Genomic DNA, 20,663 nt, shown 5'->3' on the forward strand with positions numbered 1-20,663 from the left:
CGATCTTCCAGGGGCGAAATTCCTTGCTCATGGCCACGCAAGGAATCAGACTCGCACCCTCTTGACCAGTCACTACTCAGACAGGCTCCTAGCTCGGCTTGCTGCTGCGGCGGCGGAGCTGCCAGGCAGGCACAATTTCTCATCTCGATCGCACAATCGACCGCGGCGACGGCCGAAACAGCGATTGACACTCCTCGCATGAACGGCCGCTTCACAGCTCGAGGCCGTGATCCGCGAGCACTTTGTGCATTACCGCGCTCTTGATCTCGCGGGCGATCTCGTTGCGGATCTCGGCTCCGAGCACCCGCTCGGCATCGGCATCGTCTGTCAAGCCATCCTCGGCGAGCCGTCTATTCAGGCGGCTGTCGAACTCCTCTCCCATCGCATCGATGAGCCGCTCCTGCATCACTGCATGGTCACCGGGGGCGATGCGTCTCACCCAGCTCTCCCAAGGTTGCCAGCGCCTTGCCAGATAGTCCCCGAATCCCGTCGCCTCCTGGTCCCGCACCGATGTCGCGGCCATGGCAACGTCGTCTTCTGTCACGTGAGAGATGTTCAAGAAGCGCATGTCTGGGGCGACGTGCCGCAGCTCCAGGGGGTCGCGCAGCTGGGTCTGGTAGGCAAGATAGACCTCGATCTCGTCGATGTCGGCGTCCGGGTCGGCACGGCGGAGCGAGTTGACCGTCTCGCGCGCGATCCCGTCCAGCGCCTCCAAGCGGAACATCACACGGCCGTGTTGGAGCAATTCGTCGAGCCGCCCGTCATAGGCTCCGTCCTCGACATCAGCGTTCAGGCGTGCGGTCTGCATGCCGTTCCAGGCCAAAGTGATGCGATCCTCGCAGCTGTCGCTCGCTCCTAAAGCCTGCTCGAAATAGTGCTCGCGCAATCGCGGCCTGGCCGCCGCTTGCCGCAGATCCTCGGCCACCGCCTGCCGGAACGCCTCGTTGCCATAGTTCACCGTGCCACGGAGCCTGTCGAGGAAGCGTGCGTAGTCCTGGGCACCTGGCTCTTCGGCGAAGCGCTGCCAGGCGGCCACCGTCCCAGTATCGCCCTCGAGCCAGTGCGCGACAACCTCGTGCAGAGGCCGCGGCTCGACTTCCACCGCTTCCTCGGCCATAGACAAATAGATCTGCGGGCCGGCATAGTCCCCGGCATGCATGGCTGTCGCCAGGTTGGTCAGTACCCCCTCGGGCAGCGGATTATTCTCCAGATCAACGCTGGACTCACGGCCCAACTGCGTCAGCAGGGTCTCTGGCACGCTGGTCAGCTGGTTGTTGCTGGCGCCGAGCCATAGGAGCTCGGCGGGGACCATCTCGGGCAGGCTCGTCAGCTGGTTGTGGGTAACGCTGAGCCATTCGAGCTCGGCCGGGAGGGGCTCGGGCAGATTGGTCAGCTGATTGTAGTCGACGTTCAGGCGCTGGAGCCCGGCTGGAAGGTCGGGCAGACTGGTCAGCTGATTGTTGTCGACGTTCAGGCGCCGGAGCCCGGGCGGCAGGTCTGCGGGCAGGCTGGTCAGCCCGTTGCTGATGGCGTAGAGTCGCCGGAGCCCGGCTGGAAGGTCGGGCAAGCTGGTGAGCCGATTGTTGCTGGCGTACAGCCGCTGGAGATCGGCTGGAAGGTCGGGCAGGTTGGTCAGCTGATTGTTGTCGACGTTCAGGCGCCGGAGCTCGGGCGGGAGGGGAGCGGACAAGGCGGTCAGGGACAGGGACGACAGATCCAGCGGCTCATCGACATCGCCCGCCTCCCGCCAAGCCCTCGTTCGACTTACTGCCTCTTGCCGATCCTCGTCTTCGCCCTGCCCCTCTTCGGCAGCCCGGCCCACCAGGACCTGGTCCTGCGACGAGGCGGGGTCGGCGGCGGACGCCTCCGCCTCCGTCAAGGCTTCGACCCACTGCGCCGCGGCCGGGGACCCTGGTTCGGAGGTTTCGGATTCGGAAGTCTCGGAAGGAGTGCCAGCGCCAAGCTGGGCCCGTTCTGCATTCATCGATGCCGTCTCTTCGGTAGCCAAGTGAAGGGAATGCGCCGGAGCGGTGCTTCTCGAAGTCGGTAGCTCTCACCATGGATGGTGATCACCGACCGACGAAGCAGGCGATCACGGAGCGCGGTTAACACGCTGCGCCATTCGCCCACAGGGCAGTTGCAGCAAGACCAGTACGTCCGGACGGAATCTACGGTTAACGAAAGGGTTTAGGGTTGTTTCGTTAAAGCAATACATCCCCTTCTCCTCTGCAGCAGATCAAGCCGGACTTCTCAGTCCAGATAGACAGTATCTCAATGCTATAAGACTTAGCTGTCCATAAACTGACGAGTCTCGGAAGACTCATAATGCGTCGATGGAAGCCCATCGACGTCTCTCGAAGCTGCAGCGTCAGTGGGGTCCACTGAAGAAAAACTGGCGACGGTCTGGCGTTCGGGACGCCTTTCGCGTAAAATCCGCGCACACTCGTCGTCTTGGCTACAGCCTGCTCCGCAGACAGCTCGTCTTCAGTGGCGCCAATTTCCAGCTCTTCGAAGGTCAGCGCGCCAACTGGGTCGATCAGCCGCGATGATCGCTCCGATCGATGGCCGTAGATCTGGCGCTGGAGCTTGGCGATCCTAAGCTTCTGCTGGGCGATCAGCTGACCTTGCCCCCAATTTTTATCCAATCCTGAGTTCGCTCTGGCTATTGGATTTGCCCGGTCCGGCGGTGGGAGCGACGGGAGCTGGCGCGGAGCCTTCGGCATAGCGCAGCGCCAGATCCCGGCGCGGATGGCAGGTGAAGGCGAACTCGGACGAATCGGCTCGCCAACATCCGAGTGCGACGCGGGCTTGGGCCAGTGACGTGAACAGGGTCTCGTTCAACAACTCATCCCGCAACCGACCGTTGAAGCTCTCGATGAAGGCGTTCTCCATGAGTTTGCCCGGCGCGAATGCCATGCGACGCGGCTCTGGTCGGCCCATGCGAGAATGGCTTTGCTGGTGAGTTCGCTGCCGTTGTCACTGACCACCATCCTGGGCTTGCCGCGCTCGATCATCAGCCGGTCCAGTTCCCGCGCCACGCGGATGCCAGAGAGCGAGGTATCGGCCACCAGTGCCAGACACTCGCGGGTACAATCATCCACGACGGCCGGGATGCGGAAGCGGCCGTCGGTGAGTTGGTCCGACACAAAGTCGAGCGACCAGCGGGCGTTCGGCGTCATCGGGACCAGCATCGGCGCCCTGGTCCCGATTGCCCGCTTGCGACTGCCGCGGCGGCGTACCGTCAGCTTCTCTTCCCGATAGAAGTCGGAAGAGCTTCTTGTGGTTGATCAGATACCTCTCCCGCCTGAGCAGAACATGCAGCCGCCGATAGCCGAAGCGGCGGCGTTCCTGGGCAATCGTCCTCATGCGCTGGCGAAGATCGGCTTCGTCGGCCCCGATTGTCCGATATCTCATGGTCATACGGCAGCAGCCGATGGCTTTAACCGAACAATATCGTCAGGTATTTCAAACCTGGTGGGATTTGCGCCGCGCGTAGCGAGGAGCTCGTGCGGCATCTGGCTGAAACGGGTGCGCCAAACAGTATTGTCTGGCAAGCTGAAGAGAACTCCTCCTCGGCTTTCGACCCCTCCATGGTTCGGAACGGCAACATCTAGCCGAGCCCAACATGGAGGAGAATTTGCGCCTGGCGAATTCGATAGCGGCTCAGTTGGAACAGGCGCTCACGCTGTCGGAGACCGATCGAGCTGCTGGATTGAATGCCATTCGTGATAGCGATGCGGCCATCGAGACGTTGCGGGCGGCAAAAATACGGCTTTATCCGCTGGGAAGATCAGTGGGCGGAAGGCATATTCAGCTACGAGCGGTTTGGAGCAGCGCGTTCCCCTTGCGGGCGATCCGCGAACTGATTGAGGCAGCGCTGAAGGACCTGTCGCGAGACTTCCGGAGCCTTTACGCCGGGAAGCCGTTGGTCGATCCCGCCTGAGCGGCTCTTTGCGGGCTCTGCTGCTGGAAGCGTTCTACACGGTGCGATCTGAGCGGCAGTTGATCGAGCAGCTCGATCACAATCTTTTGTTCCGCTAATTTGTCGGACTGTCGATCGATGGTTCGGTATGGGATGCCACCGTGTTCTACAAGAACCGTGATCGGCTGCTCGATCGCGATAGTGCGACGACGTTCTTTGTCGCAGTTTCTGAACCTTACGAAAAACGACATCCGACAGGACGAACGGCGATGCTGCGCAAATGCGAAGCGCGCGCCGATATGATCGACGAGGGTGCGGGTTGCAAGTTTCATAAAGCCAGGAGATGTTAGGAGGATTCATCAATCAAGATCAAGCGACTCGGATCGTTCAAATCGAACTCAATAACGCGTGGCGCGAAGAGGCGGGCATAGCGGGTGAAGGCGCTAGTCGGCGGAAAGCGAATCACGGTATCGCATCGCCCGAGGAGATACATCTCGATGAGGGCGGAGATCCCGCCGTCGACTCCCAGTGCTGCACTATGTAATGGCCCGGCCTGATCCGCCTGGAAGCGTTTTGGGATCGTGAAAAGATCGGGAAACACACCCGACAGCTTGTCAAGCACCTGCGCGCTGTCCGTACACAACAATACCCTCACAGGTCCTGGATGTGGTAACGCTTTGGCCCTATCAATGGCAGTGCATACCTGCCGCAAGGCGAGCTCCGCATCGGCCCAGTAGGGCGTGTGCCCCATTATATCTTCGCCGTTGCCGTGCCGAACATGAACCCCGATTATATTGCGCCCTTCAAAGTGCTCTTGATATAGGGCGTCAATCCGAGCTTGAATTTCAGGCCTTGGTTTGATGCTCCGAAATATTTGTCGTTCGGCATCCTGATCGCAACGCCACATCAAACAAGCATCACACACCACGGTGTTGGCTTCACTATCATGTTCGGCTTGGAAAAGCTCACTCAGCTCATCACGTTCTCGGAAAATCTGTTCATCTGGGCGGTAAACGCAGTCGATCGATGGCTTATTCCACCATGACGGGAAGAAAGGACCCGGGAATGAGAGCTGGTTGATCTCGTCATCGCAGATGACCCGTACGCCCGCGATGTCTTGAATTGGCTCGAAGAACACCGGAAAGGCGTTCGTGAAGGGTTGATTGAGATAACAGGAGCGACGCCAATCAATGGCTAGAGTCCGCCCCGTCCGCTGCGCATAGCGCCAGGCTGACGCTAGGGACCACAGGCAATCACCGAAACCAGTACGTCGTCGAGAAACAATGAACCGGCCGTTCTTCGAACCGCCAACAAACATTTGTGTTTCCTCGTTAAGGGAATACCGCCTGGATAAGGACGCTACGGAAACTCTACGTATGGCCTCGCCCGATGCTGTCGTCAGCGATCGTGATGTTAGCCAACTTGGCTGGTAGAACTTCATATGCCGCTACCATGGAGGAGCCGCGCGAAAATGTTGCCGTCGACATGCTTGATTTCAGTCGTATCCACCTTGTTGCAACAGCTCCTCGAAGCCCTTTCCGGCATGTACCATGTCGAATAGAATTTCTGCTGCTGGGGCGCTTGCCGTCCTGAGCTGCTGCTGTGGCGCAGCGCCCAAGACTACAAGCATGAGCCCAGCTACCGGGTATGCCGCCCTCAGGGGCCCAGCTGCCCCCGCATTTGGAGACATGCACACGGCCATATTCGTGGTGCTGTTATGCTTTCTCCAGCATTTGATCGCAGTCTTGATGCGCGCGAGCAGCATGTGAAGGATGCAGCCGAAGGCGACGGAGCTCCCATAATCCCCGCAGTTCCTTCACGACAGCTTCACGCCTAGCCCGATCGAAAGTAATTGTATCCAGGAGATCCCCGAGCACGGCTTCGCCCTCGATCTGCATCAGTAGATCGAACGCATCCTGTGAAATACGCACACTGTCACCGCTGGAGTGCGCCGTACGGATTTCGCACACCGTCTCCTGGCGATCTCGCGCTGTGTAAGCGCGAACCCGATAGAGGCGTGCATAAGGCGGCAATGAAACCGCAAGCGCAGTCCAATCCTCCAACGTTGCCGCCCTCTTCTTGACGAGGAACGGCCCGACCACAAGTCCATCCAGCTCTGTCGTCAGAAATGTGGTAATCGCGTCTGCAACCGAATCCACGATCGGCTCGGCATTGTTGTTAAAGGACGTATTGAGCAGAACTGGGATGCCAGTCCGCTTCTTGAACGAATTAATAACCTCCCAGTAGGCGGGATTTGTCTTGCGCGATACTGTTTGCAGTCGCGCAGTGCCGTCGACGTGCGTTATGGCGCCGAGCGCGCTTCGCTTGGAGTCGCGCACGCGAACTACAAAGTTCATGAAGGGAAATTCGCGCGTACCGTCGGGGAGGTCGAAAAATTCGCTCGCATCCTCGTCCAGCACTGATGGCGCGAACGGTCGATAGCCTTCGCGCTTTTTGACCATCGCGTTGATCCGGTCCTTGTTTGCGGCAGGCCGAGGATCGGCAAGAATGCTGCGATTGCCAAGCGCACGTGGCCCGAACTCCGAACGACCCTGCACCCAGCCGATCACGGCGCCGTTAGCCATCCAGTCGGCTGCGCTACCTGCCACGTCGTCACTGCGTTCGACGTCAAGGTGTCCACCCCATGCATCCAGTTCCTGCTGCACGGCGCTCTCGCTCCCGAGATCAGGACCCCAATAGACCTCCTGCAGCCGCTCACGTGGCGCGGGCCGGCCCAGCTCGTTAGACATCATTAATGCAGCGCCTAATGCGCAGCCAGCGTCATGCGCCGCGGGTTGCACGAAGATGTGTTCGAAAAGCCCAGAATACAGCAGCTTACCGTTCATGGTGCAGTTGTGGGCTATCCCGCCAGCCAGGCACAACCGCTTCATACCGGTAGCCTCGCGATGATGCCGGAGAATGTGAAACACGATCCGCTCCAAGGCTTCCTGCAATGAAGCGCTCACATCTCGATGCTGCTGCGTGAATGGCATTCCCTTTCTTCGGACCTGGATGCTCCGGCGCAGCGTCGGACCGATTCGGTCGAGGTAGACGCGGTAGCCACCGTTGTCTAACAGTTCGTAGAACTGCTCGAAGAGCTCGCGATGGGGAGCCGGATCCCCGTAGGGGGCAAGCCCCATGACTTTGTATTCATCGAATAAGCCGTAGCCGAGATACCGGATCGTCTCGAGATAAAATAGCCCTAGGGAATTATTCTCCGGGAAGGTCGCGAGTTGGGTAACCTCGGTTCCAGACCCCACAGCTAAGAGGCCGGAGAGAAAATCACCACCGCCATCGATCGCGAGGATTAGACTTTGCTCGAAGCCAGACATCGCAAAGGCGCTTACGGCGTGCGCCTGATGGTGACTTACGAAAGAGACACGCGACGGATCGACCTCGGTACCAAACTCCTGCGCTAGTAAGCCACGCATCAACAGTTTGGCATCCAAAGGAATGGAGAGGTCCGGCTGAGACCCGAACAGGCCTTCGAGCATAGCATTGCAATAGGCCTCGGTCGCGTAGAACGCGATACGATCGATATCGCTGAGCTGGATCCCTGCGGCTGCAAGGCAGTATTGTATCGAACGGCTTGGGAATTTGTTGGAGTGCTTAATCCGATTAAGGCGCTCCTCTTCAACGGCCGCTATCACGCGTCCGTCCCGGACGAGCACCGCAGCGCCATCGTGTAGAAATGTGTTCGAAAGCTCACGTGTATCTTCATAGACTTTGTCTAGTCCACCGCTCACTCCTAGACAGAACATCTCATTCTCCATTTATCGTGACACGAAGCCCAATTGACTGCCGAATTCGCGGTACTGCATCGCGTCTCTCCATCGCTTCTGCGGAATGTCGGGTTAACGCATCAGGCGCCGGCGAAACAGCGCGATCGAGAGGAAGAACGGCAGCACCGCGTACATGCACAGTGCACCGATATGCAGGCCGATGCCGCCGGCCGGGAGCCCAAGCATCACTGGGCGGATGAGGTCGACCGAATGTGCCAGCGGCAATAAGCCTGCCACGCGCTGAAATGCGCTGGGCATCTGGCTCACCGGAAAGACTGCGCCGCACAGGAACACCATGGGTGTGACGACGAGCGTCTGGTAAAACACGAAATAATCGTAGCTGGGCGCAAGGGATACGACGACCATCGCTAGGCTCGCGAAGACGAAGCCAGTGATTGCGATTGCTGGTATCGAATAGAGGATGGATGCCCACGCAGCGTAGCCCAGGGTCGCGGCAACCACTGCAATTGCCGTTCCGGCCAGAACGGCTTTGGTGGCTGCCCAAGCCAATTCACCGAGAACGATGTCGCCGAGCGTGAGCTGTGTGCACAGGATTGCTTCCCAAGTGCGCTGAGCACGCATGCGGGCGAACGCCGCATACATTGTTTCGAAGGTGGCGGCGGTCATGGCGCTAGTCGCGACCATCCCACCAGCCAGAAACGCGATGTATGAAGTGCCATCAATGAGTCCCACAATTATTCCAAGGCCAAAGCCGAGGCCAAACAGATTAGTCATGGGATCGGCGAGATTCCCGAGAACCGATGCAAGCGCGACTTTCCTCCACGCCAGAAAGTTGCGACGCCATACAGCGACCCAGTTGTACGCGTTGGCGGGCATGACGGCAGCGTAACCTTCACGCATCGTTCATCTCTCCATTTCCCGCCCGGTCAGCCGCAAAAACACATCCTCGAGATTCGCAGGACGCTGCAGAAGGCGTAGACCTGCGCGCCCGCGCAGCTGCACGAGTACCTGCTCTGGATCTGGCGCATAGCAAAAAAGCGTCTCGCCGCTCACTTCGATATGCCGCGCATACGGCCTGATCAGAGAAGATAGCTCGTGCGGATTGCCGCCGTAGATTTCGATCACTTGGCAACCGATCTGCTCATCGATCAACGCGCGAGGCTCGCCTTCTGCGATCTTGCGTCCTGCCTCAAGCACGCACAGCCGATCGCACAACCGCTCGGCCTCTTCCATGAAGTGGGTGGTCAAGAGAATCGTCTTGCCGCGCGCCAGCAGCAATCGCAGGCGTTCCCAGATTAGGTGGCGCGCGTGCGGATCTAGACCGGTGGTCGGCTCGTCCATCACCAGCAGATGTGGGTCGTTGATCAGCGCACGCGCCAGCGTCAGCCGCCGCTTCATGCCGCCGGATAGTTCGGCGACGCGAGCATCCGCCTTGCTCTCCAGGCGAGCGAACTCGAGCAGTTCTGGCACAACTGCTTCGACCTCGCGTGCGCTCATGTTGAAGTAGCGCCCAAATACCAGCAGGTTCTCGCGGACGGTGAATTCCAGTTCGAGATTGTCGAACTGCGGCACCACGCCGATGCGCGCGCGTGCCAGGCGGGCACGCGCCGGTACGGGCTCGCCGAGCACGGTCATCTTGCCGGTGTCCGGCGCTACCATGCCGAGAACCATACGCGCAATCGTGCTTTTTCCCGCCCCGTTTGGTCCGAGGAGGCCAAAGCACTCTCCCGACGCGACAGCAAAGGACAGCCCATTGACGACGATTTTGTCGCCATACGACTTCCTTACGCAGGTAAGGTCGATTGCTACGGTGGACATATGTTCATCTTAGACTGAAAGAAGGCGTTCGGCCGGCGATCGCTCACTTACGACCGTTTTGGTCCACAGCAGGCCATCGCACCATATGTGTTCAACGCGTCCCCACTGGCAGGCTGCTGCGGCATCCGGAAAAAACCCACGTCCATGGTGGTTGGCACTCGTATTGCAAAGCAGCGGAATGCCCGTGAGTTCTTCATATTCGACGAGGAGTTCCGCGATTTTGTGCGGAGAGGTTCTGGGAACGGTCTGCAATCGCGCAGATCCGTCGAGATGTATAATAGCGGGGACTTTGTTCCACCATTCTGCCCGTGTCTGGTGATCGAAAAGCATGTAAGGATCCGGCGTCCCGGGGCTGAAAATTTCCGGCGCACGATCCTCCAGGCAAATCGGCGCGACTGGCCGAAAGAGTTCGCGGAGCTTAATGTCGTTGAGATGATCCTTCATTGCCGGCGAAGTCGCGGCGGCCAGAATGCTTCTGCCACCCAATGCTCGTGGTCCAAGCTCCGCGCGACCGGCGAGGAAAATTACGGGCTTGTTGCTCGCGAGGATGGTCGCAAGTTCACGCATACTACATGGCACAGCGTTCCATTCGGACGACACATCGCTGCGTATCAGGGCCGGGCCACTGTAGACCGACCATTGCAGCGGCACGAAGCCCTTGTCCGCCGCCATGGCGGAGCAAGCGGCACCGATTGCCGAGCCGCTGTCATTCGGAAAGGGCGGCACCCACACATCATCGAACAGGCCGGTCGCACGTAGTGCACTGTTCCATTTGATATTGAGACCGCAGCCACCGGCTATGCACAAATTGCGTGGTCCCGGAGAACACGAATGCCGCTCCAAAGCAATGGCCATTTGGCGTATAAGGAGACGCTCGAGGAAACAATGAAACGATGCAAGTACATCTTCGGGCAGCTTGTCCTTCAATCGGAGCGCGCTCGCGTCGAAGAAGTCGTGCATAGCCTCAAGTGAGGCCTCCTCGCTATTGACCTCCGCACGGTGACGACGAGCATGCTCCATGTCGGCCGCAAAGCGCTCCTCGTAGAGCTCCTGAAACACCGCCACGATGTCTTCATTAACAGACCCGAGCGCGATATAGGCCATCAGCTTGCCGGCAACACCTAGATCCCAGCTGGTACGGCTCGCCTGCCTATAAGGTCCGAAGTGATGGCCCGCGACAGCGTAAGCATGGCCTATGATCGGAAACAGGCATTCGATGAACCGCGCGCCGCGGGGTTCTACGTAGTAGAGACGTGGAAAGATGCAGCCGTCCCATACCAGGCAGAAGGCGGGTTGTCCGGCTTTGGCAAAAGGGCTCGTGCAGTAGGCGGAGGCCACATGGCCTGTGACGTGCGGATAGCTTTTATAAGGAAAGACCCTGCCGTCGAGCATCAGGTTAAAGCCGTCGCGCGAAGTGAGAAGGCCGCGGACATTCCGTTCAACATACGGCGCCCCTTTGAGAGTGATAGGTGTCACCCCGCTGAGGACCTGGAATTGCGACTCGACCTCCCCGTCCCATCCGTCGATGACGAACTGATCAACATCCTGCGGATCCAGACCATGCTCCGCCAAAGCGACAACAACTGCGTCAAGATTGTCGATGGTTTGATACCGCGGATTGTTGCCCCGTTTCTCCTGCTCGACGCAAAAGACCAGCCGTCCATCCTCCACAAGAGCGATCGCCCCGTCATGCGTCAGCTTGATGCCGCAGATGCGCATAGTATCTCCATCTCAAGGTCGGCAATTGGATTTAATCGAAACTCGAACCGGATTCCGAAAGTAGACGAGCAAGCAGTCTTCGTTAGCCGACTCACCCTGGCACTGTACGCACTCGACCTCGATCAACGTTTCATTGAGCATGGTAATGACCGCCTCGGCACCAGCAGGGTGCCCCCAACGAGTGCAGGCGGCATCACGCGCCGATCCAAAGACCAGATGCCCACCTGGCGCAAGCATCTGCACCAGATTGCGGATGGCCGCGCGGATCTCAGTTATGTCTTCGAGGTAATAGAGAACTTCCGCCACGACGATCAGATCGAACAGCTCTGGGGTCGAGAACTGTTGAATGTCGGAAGCTATCCACGTGATGTGCGACCACCTCTTCGTCCGTTGGCACGCTCGACCGATCGCTCGCGGCATAACATCGACCACCGTGAGCCGTTTGCAGTGGGGTGCCAGCTTTTCTGTGAATGCGCCGGCTGCGCACCCGACTTCGAGAGCATGTGAAATAACCCCTTGTGAAAGCGACAGCCGGAGCATTTGCGTGTGACGCTCCCGCTCGAACGGATTGCCGTCGAGCCGCCACGGATCGTCGGTCGCCAATTCGAGATCTAACGATTGATATTTCATTTTCTCGCTCACGACTTGTGCACCTACCCGTTCAAAGTCACTCGCCGCTGCAAATACTGTTCGACGTTACGAACCTCGAAGAACGGCGGGAAAGATCCTTCCTGCGATTTGACCCAGCAATGGCCGAACCTCCTTCAGCGTTTGGTCCGGCGAGCGGGTTTGGGATGACGACCTGTCTTTCACTCTCGTTTGGTAATTTTGCAGACTCGCGTGACAGCCAATCGCTGTTGCTCAATGTACACAATGCATAGGCTTTCACGGGCAGTAAGAGAAAGATGTTGATGAGTGTGTGCAGAGAAAAGCCGAGAAATCGAAGTTCGCGAGCACGAAATGCTGCGACGCTGCAGCGAACCACGGTCATTGATACGATAATCAGTCCTGTCCACCACGGTACTGTGGCTGTGAGTGCGAGCTGCGCGAGCGCCGCTATCGATGACAGGGCGAGAAGTAGCGGGCCGAGATTCTGTCCGACTACATCTAGCGTGAGATAGCGATCAAGTTCGGGCAACAGGCGCAGCGCAAGGAAGGTGTCACGGAAAGTGCTCCGCGCCCAACGCAGTTGTTGGCGCAAATATGGCCCTAGCCTATCCGGAACCACTGTTGCCGCGACGGCGTCGGGAACGTACTCCGTTTGAAAACCTGCTTTCAACATGAGGATCGTGAGGTGGCGATCCTCACCGAAGTCGCTTGGCTTTCCCCGAAAAAACTGCGTCTCGTACTGATCTAGCAGCAAAAGGAGCGCGGAACGGCGGTACATGGCACATGGACCGCAGCAGCACATAACGGCGCCGAAGCGGGCCTGTGCCGCGCGCTCCTCGTTGCAAGCCAACCAGTACTCCATGTCGATCAGCCGGGTTAACCAGGTGTCGTTTCGGTTGCTCGCCGTCAACTGACCCATGGCCGCCCCGATCGCTGGATCTTGCATCTTTCGTGCAAGTTTCGTGACTACATCGGCGGCGAGTATCGTGTCCGAATCGACGTTGAGCACCAAATCTCCAGCCGACCCGCGTATCGCGGCGATCTGCGCCTTCCGTTTTCCGACGTTCTTGCCCAGCAGAATAAAGCTGAACCTCGGGTCGTCAGCGTAGGCGTCGTGAACGGGTGCTACAGCGTCGAGATTTCCGGAACCGTCGTCAACTACATAGACCTGCAGTTTCCCGGCATAGTCTTGGCTTGCAATGGATCTCAGACACGCCGATAGCGTGCGCGGGTCCTCGTTGAAGCAGGGGACCATGACATCCACGCTCGGCAAAGCGCCGGAGACGGCCACGTCGTCCGAGGCCGATGATACGTTTGTCGGCAGAGCATAAAGCACCTGCGCGCTTCGATAGAAGGTCGAGAGCAGCGCATACAACGAGATAGCGACTGTGCTGGTCGTGGCAAGAAGATTCATTGGTGTGTCTATTTGTTCAGTGAGGTTGAGGAAGCGAGCGGATTGAGAACCCGCGGCCATGCAATGCTGGAATCAGGCGCGAAAGTGCCAAGACGGTCTGGTCGCGCACACGAGCATGAGTGGCCCGTCCCAACTCCTCGGGAGGACATCCATCGTGTAAGAGCACGATTGCACCCGGGCGGACAGAGGCCAGCACAGCGTCGACAATCGCGTTAACACCGGGACGAGACCAGTCTCGCGGATCTACCGACCAGTGCAGGGCGGCCAATCCAGCCCTCGCCGACGTAGTGAGCACCTCTTCGCTCCACATACCATAAGGTGCCCGCATATGCCGCAGAGCGGCCTGGGGGCAGGCCATTTTGATGACCCTGCTCGCGGTTAGTATTTCATACTGCACTTCCGTGAGTTTGCATCTGGACAGGTCCGGATGCGTCATCGTGTGGTTTGCGACCTCGTGCCCTTCTGCGATCATTCGTCGGATTAGTTTCGGCTGGTCCGCCGCGTACGCGCCGATGACGAAGAACGTTGCGGGCACTCGGTGTTCCGCGAGCACATCCAGGACATCCGGCGTGCAGAGTGGATCGGGACCGTCGTCAAACGTCAGATAGACGCCGCGACTTTCCGTGCGGTCAGCGTACTCGCTGCGCGCTTCGCATAAGCGGTCGAGGTATGTCACAGCTCTGGCCCGTTCCGATCAATCACCGTACCAGTCGGCCACTCGCTGATCGGCCGTCCAATCGGCAGAACCAGGACAAGCACGTCCTCAACGCGCGTGGGCGATAACTTCAGATACACATCCGGAAGGGTGGACCGCACGCTAACCCCAGAGATAATGGTCGCCAGTCCGCGGCGGGCCAGCAACCTTGTAAGGTGTTCCTTCAGCGCATGCCGAACCGTACCGAAACCGAACGGAACGCCAAGCTTCTGCAGTACTGGATACATCACGCGCATTGAGTGGGTGATTCCGAGTCCCTCAAGATCCGGACGTACCCCGTACAATCCTAGCTCGGCCACTAGTAGATCGACGTCTCCGACCTTGATGAAGCGGCGTAGCGCGCCGATATGAGCCGCTACGCCGCGTGCGTCGTAGCCGATTACACGGAGCTCAGGTCTCGCGCCGGCCCAACTTCGATGGCCTTCGAATGGTTTGGCATTGAATGCCCCGGTGGGACCATAGGTCTTTCGGAAGAAGTCGGAGAGTTCGATATGGTCGGCGAGGCGCAGTTCATTTTCCCAGACCACTCTCCACCGCACCGGAGAGCGCATGGAGATACCTGCTGTAGAGCTTGATACGACAATATTCATGATTGCCTCCCATGCACCGCCTGGCGTTTGACGATGGACTTGGTGCACGCGAGCAGTTCGCTATCAATGAATGGCTCCACCGGGGAATGGGAAACGCTGGTCTGGCATAGCTCGAGCCCGGCCACTCCGGGCCACTGAACATCCGCTATCAAGCAGGACGTGCTGAGAGGACGGCTGGATTTCAATAACTCATCTGCGCACTGCAAAGGGTCGGGATTGTCGCCTGTCAAACAGAGTACGCCTGTCAGGGCTTCACGGACCGATGCATCGTTATCCACGACGGAGATTACGTCGAGCGCATGTGCCATTCGCACCAGATCTAACTCCTGCATTTTCCGCACGATTTGACTGCTATGGACACGCGATACATTTGGCCGGGTCGCAAAGGCATTTGGCGCCTGCAATCGGCAGCTCCTGATTGGTTGCGACGTTAGAGCGAAGTGGAGGGCTGGATCAATTCTACAGAGGTAAACGCCCAATATAGAAATGCTTCGAGAAGCTATACGAACGTTTACCGGTAGTGAGCGCCGACGCGACCTGCGGCACGCCTGTCGCGTCAAGACACTGCGATGCAGTTTGTACAACCCGTTGACAAACCTGGCTCCAATGGGCATGCGCTTCGATCGGCGCTCGGGGTGCAGCTGAGACTTTTTTCGCGGAGCCAGGGCAAAGACTGGTAAGCATTCCTGATATGCCTGAATTTTTTGTTTGTCCCGACCGACGGCTTTGCTATCCGCCATTCGGCATAATTGGTAAAATCGATTGTTTTTATTGAACTCATCCAAAGGATGGATAACTCCACGCTATGCGCTTCAAAGGCCTTGATCTAAATCTTCTCGTCGCGCTCGATGCTCTGATGACCGAGCGTAATCTCACCGCGGCGGCACGCAGCATCAACCTGAGCCAGCCGGCCATGAGTGCGGCCGTCGCCCGGCTACGCGCCTATTTCCGCGATGAACTATTTACGATGAGGGGCCGGGAGCTTGTCCCAACACCACGAGCGGAACGGCTCGCCGCGCCGATTCGCGAGACTCTGGTGCACATTCAGCTCTCCATTATTTCCCACGACACGTTCAACCCAGCCAAATCGGATCGCCGCTTCAGGATTCTCCTTTCCGATTTCATGACAGTCATTTTTTTTCGAAAGATCGTCGACCGTGTCGCGCGGGAAGCTCCCGCCATCCGGTTCGAATTTCTGCCATTTGTCGATGAGCCCGAAGAGCTTCTGCGGCGCGGCGAGGTCGACTTTCTTGTCATGCCGGAATTGTTCATGTCGAGCGCGCATCCTAAAGCGACACTGTTCGAGGAGACACTCGTGTGCGTAGGCTGCCGCACGAACAAGCAGCTGTCACGGCAGCTCTCGTTCGACAAATACATATCAATGGGACATGTTGCAGCGAAGTTCGGGCAGGCGCTGAGGCCCAATATTGAGGAATGGTTCTTGCTTGAGCACGGTCTTAAGAGGCGCATCGAGGTCGTTGTGCAGGGCTTTACCATGATCCCGCCGATGCTATCGGAGACTGAGCGTATAGCGACGATGCCCTCAAGGTTGGCCCAGCATTTTGCAAAGACAATGCCGCTGCTGATCGTCGAAACTCCACTTCCACTTCCCGCATTCACCGAGGCCATCCAATGGCCCGCCCTCCACAATACTGATCCGGCAAGCATTTGGATGCGGCGGATAATATTGCAGGAGGCATCCCGCATGGCTTCTCCGCGCGAGACCCCCAGAAATCGCAGGCGCTGCTAGGTTTTTACTCAAGGCGTCTTAACACCTGCTCTCGACATCAATCCAGATGCTTCAGGATGTGGTCGCTCGGGCCGATGTCGTTGTGCCGCAATGTCTCAGAGGCCCGCACTGCAAGAGGCACGTACGCCATATTCTACATGCAGAACAACCCCTGCAACTCGATGTCAGCCGCAGCACGCCCGAATGGCGCACTTGATTTGCCGCTTGATCAAGTAGCGATTTGATCTTGCTTCTCGCGCCCGCCACCTGGCAGGCCCGCCGCAAGATGTTCTTGGAACTAGGCAGAGAGCGCAGCGGAATGGCTTTCCGCGATTGCGGCGGGTTGCATTTGGCACCGGTGTCGGCGACGCGGCTCAGATAATGCGAGAGATGCATTTTGTCGGATGAAATGAGTTCAGCTACACAAATGAAATTGCTTGAATCGCACACCGCGTCAGGTTGTAGGCTTACAAACGACGACCAACGCTAAGCCACGCGGGGGCGTCGATAGCGCATCTGCGGCGCTATTGGCGTAATGGTGCGCAACTGCGCCCTACTCTCAACGGTTCATAGTGATCGATGTGGTGCTGCGAGCGATTGCTGAGCGCACCAAAGGCCCTACTTCAAGACGCGGGCGACTTCCACGCCCGCTCGCATGCTCCGTTGCGCAATCAACATGCTTGCGACCGAGTACGAGAGGCTTCTGTGCGATCGCGCGGTATCCCAAAACGAGCCTAGCTCGGGCGGGGGCGACTGGGACCTTCATAGAAGTAACCGTTGTTGCTCAATGTTTACAACGCAAAGGCTTTCAACGGGAGAAGATATGCCTTTTAAGGGCCTTGATCTAAATCTTCTTGTTGCGCTCGATGCTCTGATGACCGAGCGTAACCTCACCGCGGCGGCACGCAGCATCAAGCTGAGCCAGCCAGCCATGAGCGCCGCCGTCGTACGGCTACGCGCCTATTTCCGCGACGAACTATTTACGATGAGAGGCCGGGAACTTGTCCCAACACCGCGTGCCGAAGGGCTCGCCGCCCCTATTCGCAAGGCTCTGCTGCACATCCAGCTCTCCATCATATCCCAGGATGTGTTCAACCCTGCCAAATCGGATCGCCGCTTCCGGATCCTCCTGTCCGATTTCATGACAATCGTATTTTTTCGAAAGGTCGTGGACCGTGTCGCACGGGACGCTCCCGCCGTCAGTTTCGAATTGCTGCCACTCGCCGATGCGACCGATGAGCTTCTCCGGCGCGGTGAAGTCGATTTTCTTATCTTGCCGGAATTGTTCATGTCGAGTGCACACCCTAAGGCGACATTGTTCGAGGAGAGCCTCGTGTGCGTCGGATGCCGCACGAACAAGCAGCTACCAGCGCAGCTTACATTCGAGAGATACATGTCCATGGGACACGTTGCGGTCAAGTTCGGGCTTACGCGAAAGCCCTCCATTGAGGAATGGTTCTTACTCAAGCACGGTCTCAAGAGACGCATCGAGGTCGTCGTGCAGAGCTTTAACATGATCCCGCCGGTACTATTGGACACTGGCCGCATAGGTATGATGCCATCAAGGCTGGTTAAGCATTTCGAAAACACGATGCCACTGCAGATCGTCGAACTTACGCGGTCACTTCCCGCGTTTACCGAGGCCGTCCAATGGCCCGCTTTTCACAATAGTGATCCGGCAAGCATCTGGATGCGGCAGATATTGTTGGAAGAAGCGTCCCGCATGAGTCCTCCGCCTGAGACCACGAAAGATCCAGGCGCCCCTAAATTCACTTAAAGCGTCTTCTCACCTCCTCTTCGCATCAATCCGGTTATCCCCAATCCTTCGTGAGAACCGCCCCTCATTCATCGTAAGCGCGGATTCGCAAAAGCGTCCTACGTCCGTTATATCTGCACCCATATTTCAGCTGTCTCTCGCGAGTCTAATATTAGGCTCCTCTCGGCTTGACGCCATTCTCGCTCGAGCTCGTTAGCGACAATTTGCGGCGTTGAAAATTAGTGGCCCGTTGCAAATGGCTATCGAACCTGCCACACCAGCAACGGTCTCAAGCCAGCGGTTGGGCTCGCTCGAGAGGATAGCGATCCAGTCGACAGCAGAGGCGGAGCGCGACATGTAAACGACTTACGCGATCAACGACATTTCCTACACATCGTCGGCGGCAGTTCTGGCATGAAGTCAGCTCCGATATCTTCTTCTCGCTCGACCTTCGTCTCTTCGGAGCTCATGACTTTCAAAGGGCGCCTGGCCCCTCGGACCGACCCCTATCGACCTCAAGCAGCGCATCATCTGCAAATCGAAGTGGTTGCAGAACTGATCTGCGAAGGCAAGCACGCGCTCCTGGCAACCCAAATTGCGCAACGAACTCGCAAGCGCGCTGATAACAGCAAAACTCGACATTTGCCTGGAGGGCGGGACTAGCGAATCGGCCCAGATGCGCTCAGCGCACTGGCATCGACTAATTTGGAAGGCATTGCCCGTCTACGTGTCTGTCATTTTGTATACCAGGCGCGGGCGAGCGAGCATGTCGGACAGACCAATCACTTACCGCTTCGCGCCAAGTCTCATCTACCGTGGTCCGATCCGTTGTGAACGGGATCCAAGAGCGGCCACCACTTTGCGATAGACATTGAGGCAGCGGGACCCAAGCTGAGAAAATGCTGTGACTATCGTTGTTGGATCAGCATTGGCTGCCGATCGTTGCTCGTATCGGCTCGGCGCTTTCTTGCAGCCATGGCTCAGAATAGCGGCGCACCGAATGTGAGAATCCTCTTCTTCGCCCCGCCAGTTCGGCTGCACATAGGCACTGCGGTGCTCGCAGTTCCGAGAAAAGTTAGTCGATATCGCCTGCGCGGCCTTGAGACGAAGCAAAGCGCGACTGTGTTGCGCAACAGCATCACTTCAACGTATACCGCACCTTCGTCGCTGTACGCCGGCGGTCTGTCTTCTTTTGGCCAAACGTCTTAGCCACGTGCGGCCGCCTTAGCGTTAATCACGGAGCCGAATGTTGCAGCAATACAGTGGTGTCTACGATCCGGAAGACCTCTCGGTCTTGGGAAGGCTTTTTGATGAAGCAGTCGCGGCGTTACCGGCTTCGATGCGAACTCCTGAAAATCGAACGGCAATCGCCACGCTTGTTCTGGAACGTGCAGCAGCCGGTGAGGCCCACTTGGCGTCCCTGATGAACTTGATGGGCGCCATTGCTTCTGCCGCTTGATCAGGCGACTCTCTGAGGACAGCAACCTTGCTGGCGCCAGAAGAGCCGCCTAGCTGGCGCCTGAAACGAAGCCATTTTCAGGTAGACCGTTGAAATAGCTTGAATCTCACGCGACGTCAGGTTGTAGGCTTGAAATTAGAGAACCATGACAAAACCTACACCACGAAGGCGTCGATGGCGCATTGGCGAGCTTGCAGAGGCGACCGGGGTAACGGTACGCACTCTGCATCATTATGAGCACACCGGCTTATTAAGTGCGTCGGAGCGCACCGACGGCGGTCACCGCATGTACGACCACGAAGGCCTCAAACGAGTACATCAAATCCGAGCGCTACGTGAGCTTGACTTCTCGCTTCACGAGATCCGTAGAGCGATAGAGGGCAGAACCTCGCTTACTGACCTATTGCGCAATCATTTGGGGAGAATTGAACTTCAAGTCGCGCGTGCAACCCTGTTGCGAAATCGTTTGCGCAACATGACGACGGATAGTGAATTGCACGTCAGTGTAGATGAGCTAGCTGCCACTCTGGATGCAATGTCGCGGGTTGAGGAAGAACGCCCTCAGCCGCTCCCATGCACATGCGTCATGGACTCAGATCGAGAGGAGCGGTGGCGGAAGATCCGCGACGAGCTGCGCGATTGTGTGGATCGGGGCGAGCATCCCTGCAGCGAACGGGCAAATGCTGTGGCGCTTAAAGCGCGCTTGCTGATCACAGAAATCGCAGGAGCTGATTCGACCGTTTCAATGATACTGAAAGTTCTTGCGCGATTGAGCGCGCCACGCAGTATGGCTGGCTGGGATCCCTGCCTAATGCAATATCTCGACCTCGCACTTGCCGCCTTGAACGGATGAACTGCGCTGAACCTGCCGCGTATAATGCGTGCACCCCTGCTGTGTTCTCCATCTAGATGAGAATGATATGAGTTTTTTAGCGCCCAGGAATGCGCCGGTTGTGGTTTGCGTCAGATGGTTGAGGACTCGTGGCGCTCTTCTCTAATTTTTGCAGCGTCGCTCCTTCATCGAGACATGACTTTGGACACATTTATGAGACGGGCCCCCCGAAGGGCTTGAATCGTACGTGGCGTCAGATTGTACGATCTACTGTAGGTGGCCACGCTCCCTGGCAATACGACCTAGGAGCCTGTCTGAGTAGTGACTGGTCAAGAGGGAGCGAGTCTGATTCCTTGC

Annotated in this window: 14 protein-coding genes and 3 pseudogenes; 5 read left to right on the plus strand and 12 right to left on the minus strand. The window is 57.9% G+C overall.

Going from position 1 to position 20,663, the window contains the following annotated elements; all coding sequences use genetic code 11:
- Window positions 1-211 precede the first annotated feature (211 nt).
- The 3 genes and pseudogenes from KJQ96_RS35855 to KJQ96_RS35865 all read right to left on the minus strand — a co-directional run.
- The gene (locus KJQ96_RS35855; protein ID WP_213290868.1) at window positions 212-1,984 is read right to left on the minus strand and encodes an NEL-type E3 ubiquitin ligase domain-containing protein; all 1,773 of its coding nucleotides are present in this window, start codon (window positions 1,982-1,984) and stop codon (window positions 212-214) included.
- A 416-nt stretch (window positions 1,985-2,400) separates the two neighbouring features.
- A pseudogene (locus tag KJQ96_RS42385) lies at window positions 2,401-2,723 on the minus strand (hypothetical protein); the annotation flags it as partial.
- Window positions 2,638-3,441, minus strand: a pseudogene (locus tag KJQ96_RS35865) (IS3 family transposase); the annotation flags it as partial. The pseudogenes KJQ96_RS42385 and KJQ96_RS35865, both read right to left, overlap by 86 nt.
- 335 nt (window positions 3,442-3,776) lie before the next feature.
- Here KJQ96_RS35865 and KJQ96_RS42390 point away from each other — a divergent pair.
- Window positions 3,777-4,149: pseudogene (locus KJQ96_RS42390) on the plus strand (transposase); the annotation flags it as partial.
- A 119-nt stretch (window positions 4,150-4,268) separates the two neighbouring features.
- Here KJQ96_RS42390 and KJQ96_RS35880 read toward each other — a convergent pair.
- The 9 genes from KJQ96_RS35880 to KJQ96_RS35920 all read right to left on the minus strand — a co-directional run bounded on the left by KJQ96_RS35880 (window position 4,269) and on the right by KJQ96_RS35920 (window position 14,530).
- Entirely contained in the window at window positions 4,269-5,363 is a 1,095-nt protein-coding gene (locus tag KJQ96_RS35880; RefSeq protein ID WP_375293248.1) for a nodulation protein NodZ, read from the minus strand.
- A 274-nt stretch (window positions 5,364-5,637) separates the two neighbouring features.
- Window positions 5,638-7,683 (minus strand): carbamoyltransferase, encoded by a 2,046-nt coding sequence (locus KJQ96_RS35885; protein ID WP_213290872.1) that lies wholly within the window; start codon window positions 7,681-7,683, stop codon window positions 5,638-5,640.
- Window positions 7,684-7,776: 93 nt separating this feature from the next.
- Entirely contained in the window at window positions 7,777-8,565 is a 789-nt protein-coding gene (locus KJQ96_RS35890) for an ABC transporter permease (RefSeq protein WP_057853266.1), read from the minus strand.
- A 3-nt stretch (window positions 8,566-8,568) separates the two neighbouring features.
- The gene (nodI, locus tag KJQ96_RS35895; protein ID WP_213290873.1) at window positions 8,569-9,483 is read right to left on the minus strand and encodes a nodulation factor ABC transporter ATP-binding protein NodI; all 915 of its coding nucleotides are present in this window, start codon (window positions 9,481-9,483) and stop codon (window positions 8,569-8,571) included.
- A gap of 9 nt (window positions 9,484-9,492) precedes the next feature.
- On the minus strand, window positions 9,493-11,202 hold the full coding sequence (gene nodU, locus KJQ96_RS35900) for a nodulation protein NodU (RefSeq protein WP_213290874.1): 1,710 nt from the start codon (window positions 11,200-11,202) through the stop codon (window positions 9,493-9,495).
- Window positions 11,203-11,214: 12 nt separating this feature from the next.
- On the minus strand, window positions 11,215-11,832 hold the full coding sequence (nodS, locus tag KJQ96_RS35905) for a nodulation methyltransferase NodS (RefSeq protein WP_213255699.1): 618 nt from the start codon (window positions 11,830-11,832) through the stop codon (window positions 11,215-11,217).
- A gap of 37 nt (window positions 11,833-11,869) precedes the next feature.
- Window positions 11,870-13,225: a chitooligosaccharide synthase NodC gene (gene nodC, locus KJQ96_RS35910; RefSeq protein ID WP_213290875.1), complete on the minus strand. Its 1,356-nt coding sequence runs from the start codon at window positions 13,223-13,225 to the stop codon at window positions 11,870-11,872.
- Window positions 13,226-13,241: 16 nt separating this feature from the next.
- Complete coding sequence (gene nodB / locus KJQ96_RS35915; RefSeq protein WP_057853261.1) at window positions 13,242-13,901, minus strand: chitooligosaccharide deacetylase NodB; 660 nt, start codon at window positions 13,899-13,901, stop codon at window positions 13,242-13,244.
- Complete coding sequence (locus KJQ96_RS35920) at window positions 13,898-14,530, minus strand: NodA family N-acyltransferase (RefSeq protein ID WP_305830940.1); 633 nt, start codon at window positions 14,528-14,530, stop codon at window positions 13,898-13,900. Before KJQ96_RS35920 ends, nodB begins: the two co-directional genes overlap by 4 nt.
- 805 nt (window positions 14,531-15,335) lie before the next feature.
- On the opposite strand from KJQ96_RS35920, the gene KJQ96_RS35925 reads away from it, so the two are divergent.
- From KJQ96_RS35925 to KJQ96_RS35940, 4 genes are all read left to right on the plus strand, one after another.
- Entirely contained in the window at window positions 15,336-16,280 is a 945-nt protein-coding gene (locus KJQ96_RS35925) for a LysR family transcriptional regulator (RefSeq protein WP_108521586.1), read from the plus strand.
- Window positions 16,281-17,082: 802 nt separating this feature from the next.
- Window positions 17,083-18,036: a LysR family transcriptional regulator gene (locus tag KJQ96_RS35930; protein WP_213290876.1), complete on the plus strand. Its 954-nt coding sequence runs from the start codon at window positions 17,083-17,085 to the stop codon at window positions 18,034-18,036.
- A gap of 1,228 nt (window positions 18,037-19,264) precedes the next feature.
- Entirely contained in the window at window positions 19,265-19,474 is a 210-nt protein-coding gene (locus KJQ96_RS35935) for a hypothetical protein (RefSeq protein WP_108521663.1), read from the plus strand.
- Between the two features lie 145 nt (window positions 19,475-19,619).
- On the plus strand, window positions 19,620-20,327 hold the full coding sequence (locus KJQ96_RS35940) for a MerR family transcriptional regulator (protein WP_213290877.1): 708 nt from the start codon (window positions 19,620-19,622) through the stop codon (window positions 20,325-20,327).
- The last annotated feature ends 336 nt before the right edge of the window (window positions 20,328-20,663 follow it).

Source organism: Bradyrhizobium sp. sGM-13 (genome assembly GCF_018398875.1).
In the GTDB taxonomy this organism is placed as follows: domain Bacteria; phylum Pseudomonadota; class Alphaproteobacteria; order Rhizobiales; family Xanthobacteraceae; genus Bradyrhizobium.

Coding starts and splice junctions, on each gene's coding strand:
- nodS (WP_213255699.1), bottom strand. CDS start 11,832: ATGAAATATCAATCGTTAGATCTCGAATTGGCGACCGACGATCCGTGG.
- KJQ96_RS35880 (WP_375293248.1), bottom strand. CDS start 5,363: ATGAAGTTCTACCAGCCAAGTTGGCTAACATCACGATCGCTGACGACA.
- KJQ96_RS35890 (WP_057853266.1), bottom strand. CDS start 8,565: ATGCGTGAAGGTTACGCTGCCGTCATGCCCGCCAACGCGTACAACTGG.
- KJQ96_RS35920 (WP_305830940.1), bottom strand. CDS start 14,530: ATGAATATTGTCGTATCAAGCTCTACAGCAGGTATCTCCATGCGCTCT.
- KJQ96_RS35925 (WP_108521586.1), top strand. CDS start 15,336: ATGCGCTTCAAAGGCCTTGATCTAAATCTTCTCGTCGCGCTCGATGCT.
- nodU (WP_213290874.1), bottom strand. CDS start 11,202: ATGCGCATCTGCGGCATCAAGCTGACGCATGACGGGGCGATCGCTCTT.
- KJQ96_RS35930 (WP_213290876.1), top strand. CDS start 17,083: ATGCCTTTTAAGGGCCTTGATCTAAATCTTCTTGTTGCGCTCGATGCT.
- nodC (WP_213290875.1), bottom strand. CDS start 13,225: ATGAATCTTCTTGCCACGACCAGCACAGTCGCTATCTCGTTGTATGCG.
- KJQ96_RS35855 (WP_213290868.1), bottom strand. CDS start 1,984: ATGAATGCAGAACGGGCCCAGCTTGGCGCTGGCACTCCTTCCGAGACT.
- KJQ96_RS35885 (WP_213290872.1), bottom strand. CDS start 7,683: ATGTTCTGTCTAGGAGTGAGCGGTGGACTAGACAAAGTCTATGAAGAT.
- KJQ96_RS35940 (WP_213290877.1), top strand. CDS start 19,620: ATGACAAAACCTACACCACGAAGGCGTCGATGGCGCATTGGCGAGCTT.
- nodI (WP_213290873.1), bottom strand. CDS start 9,483: ATGTCCACCGTAGCAATCGACCTTACCTGCGTAAGGAAGTCGTATGGC.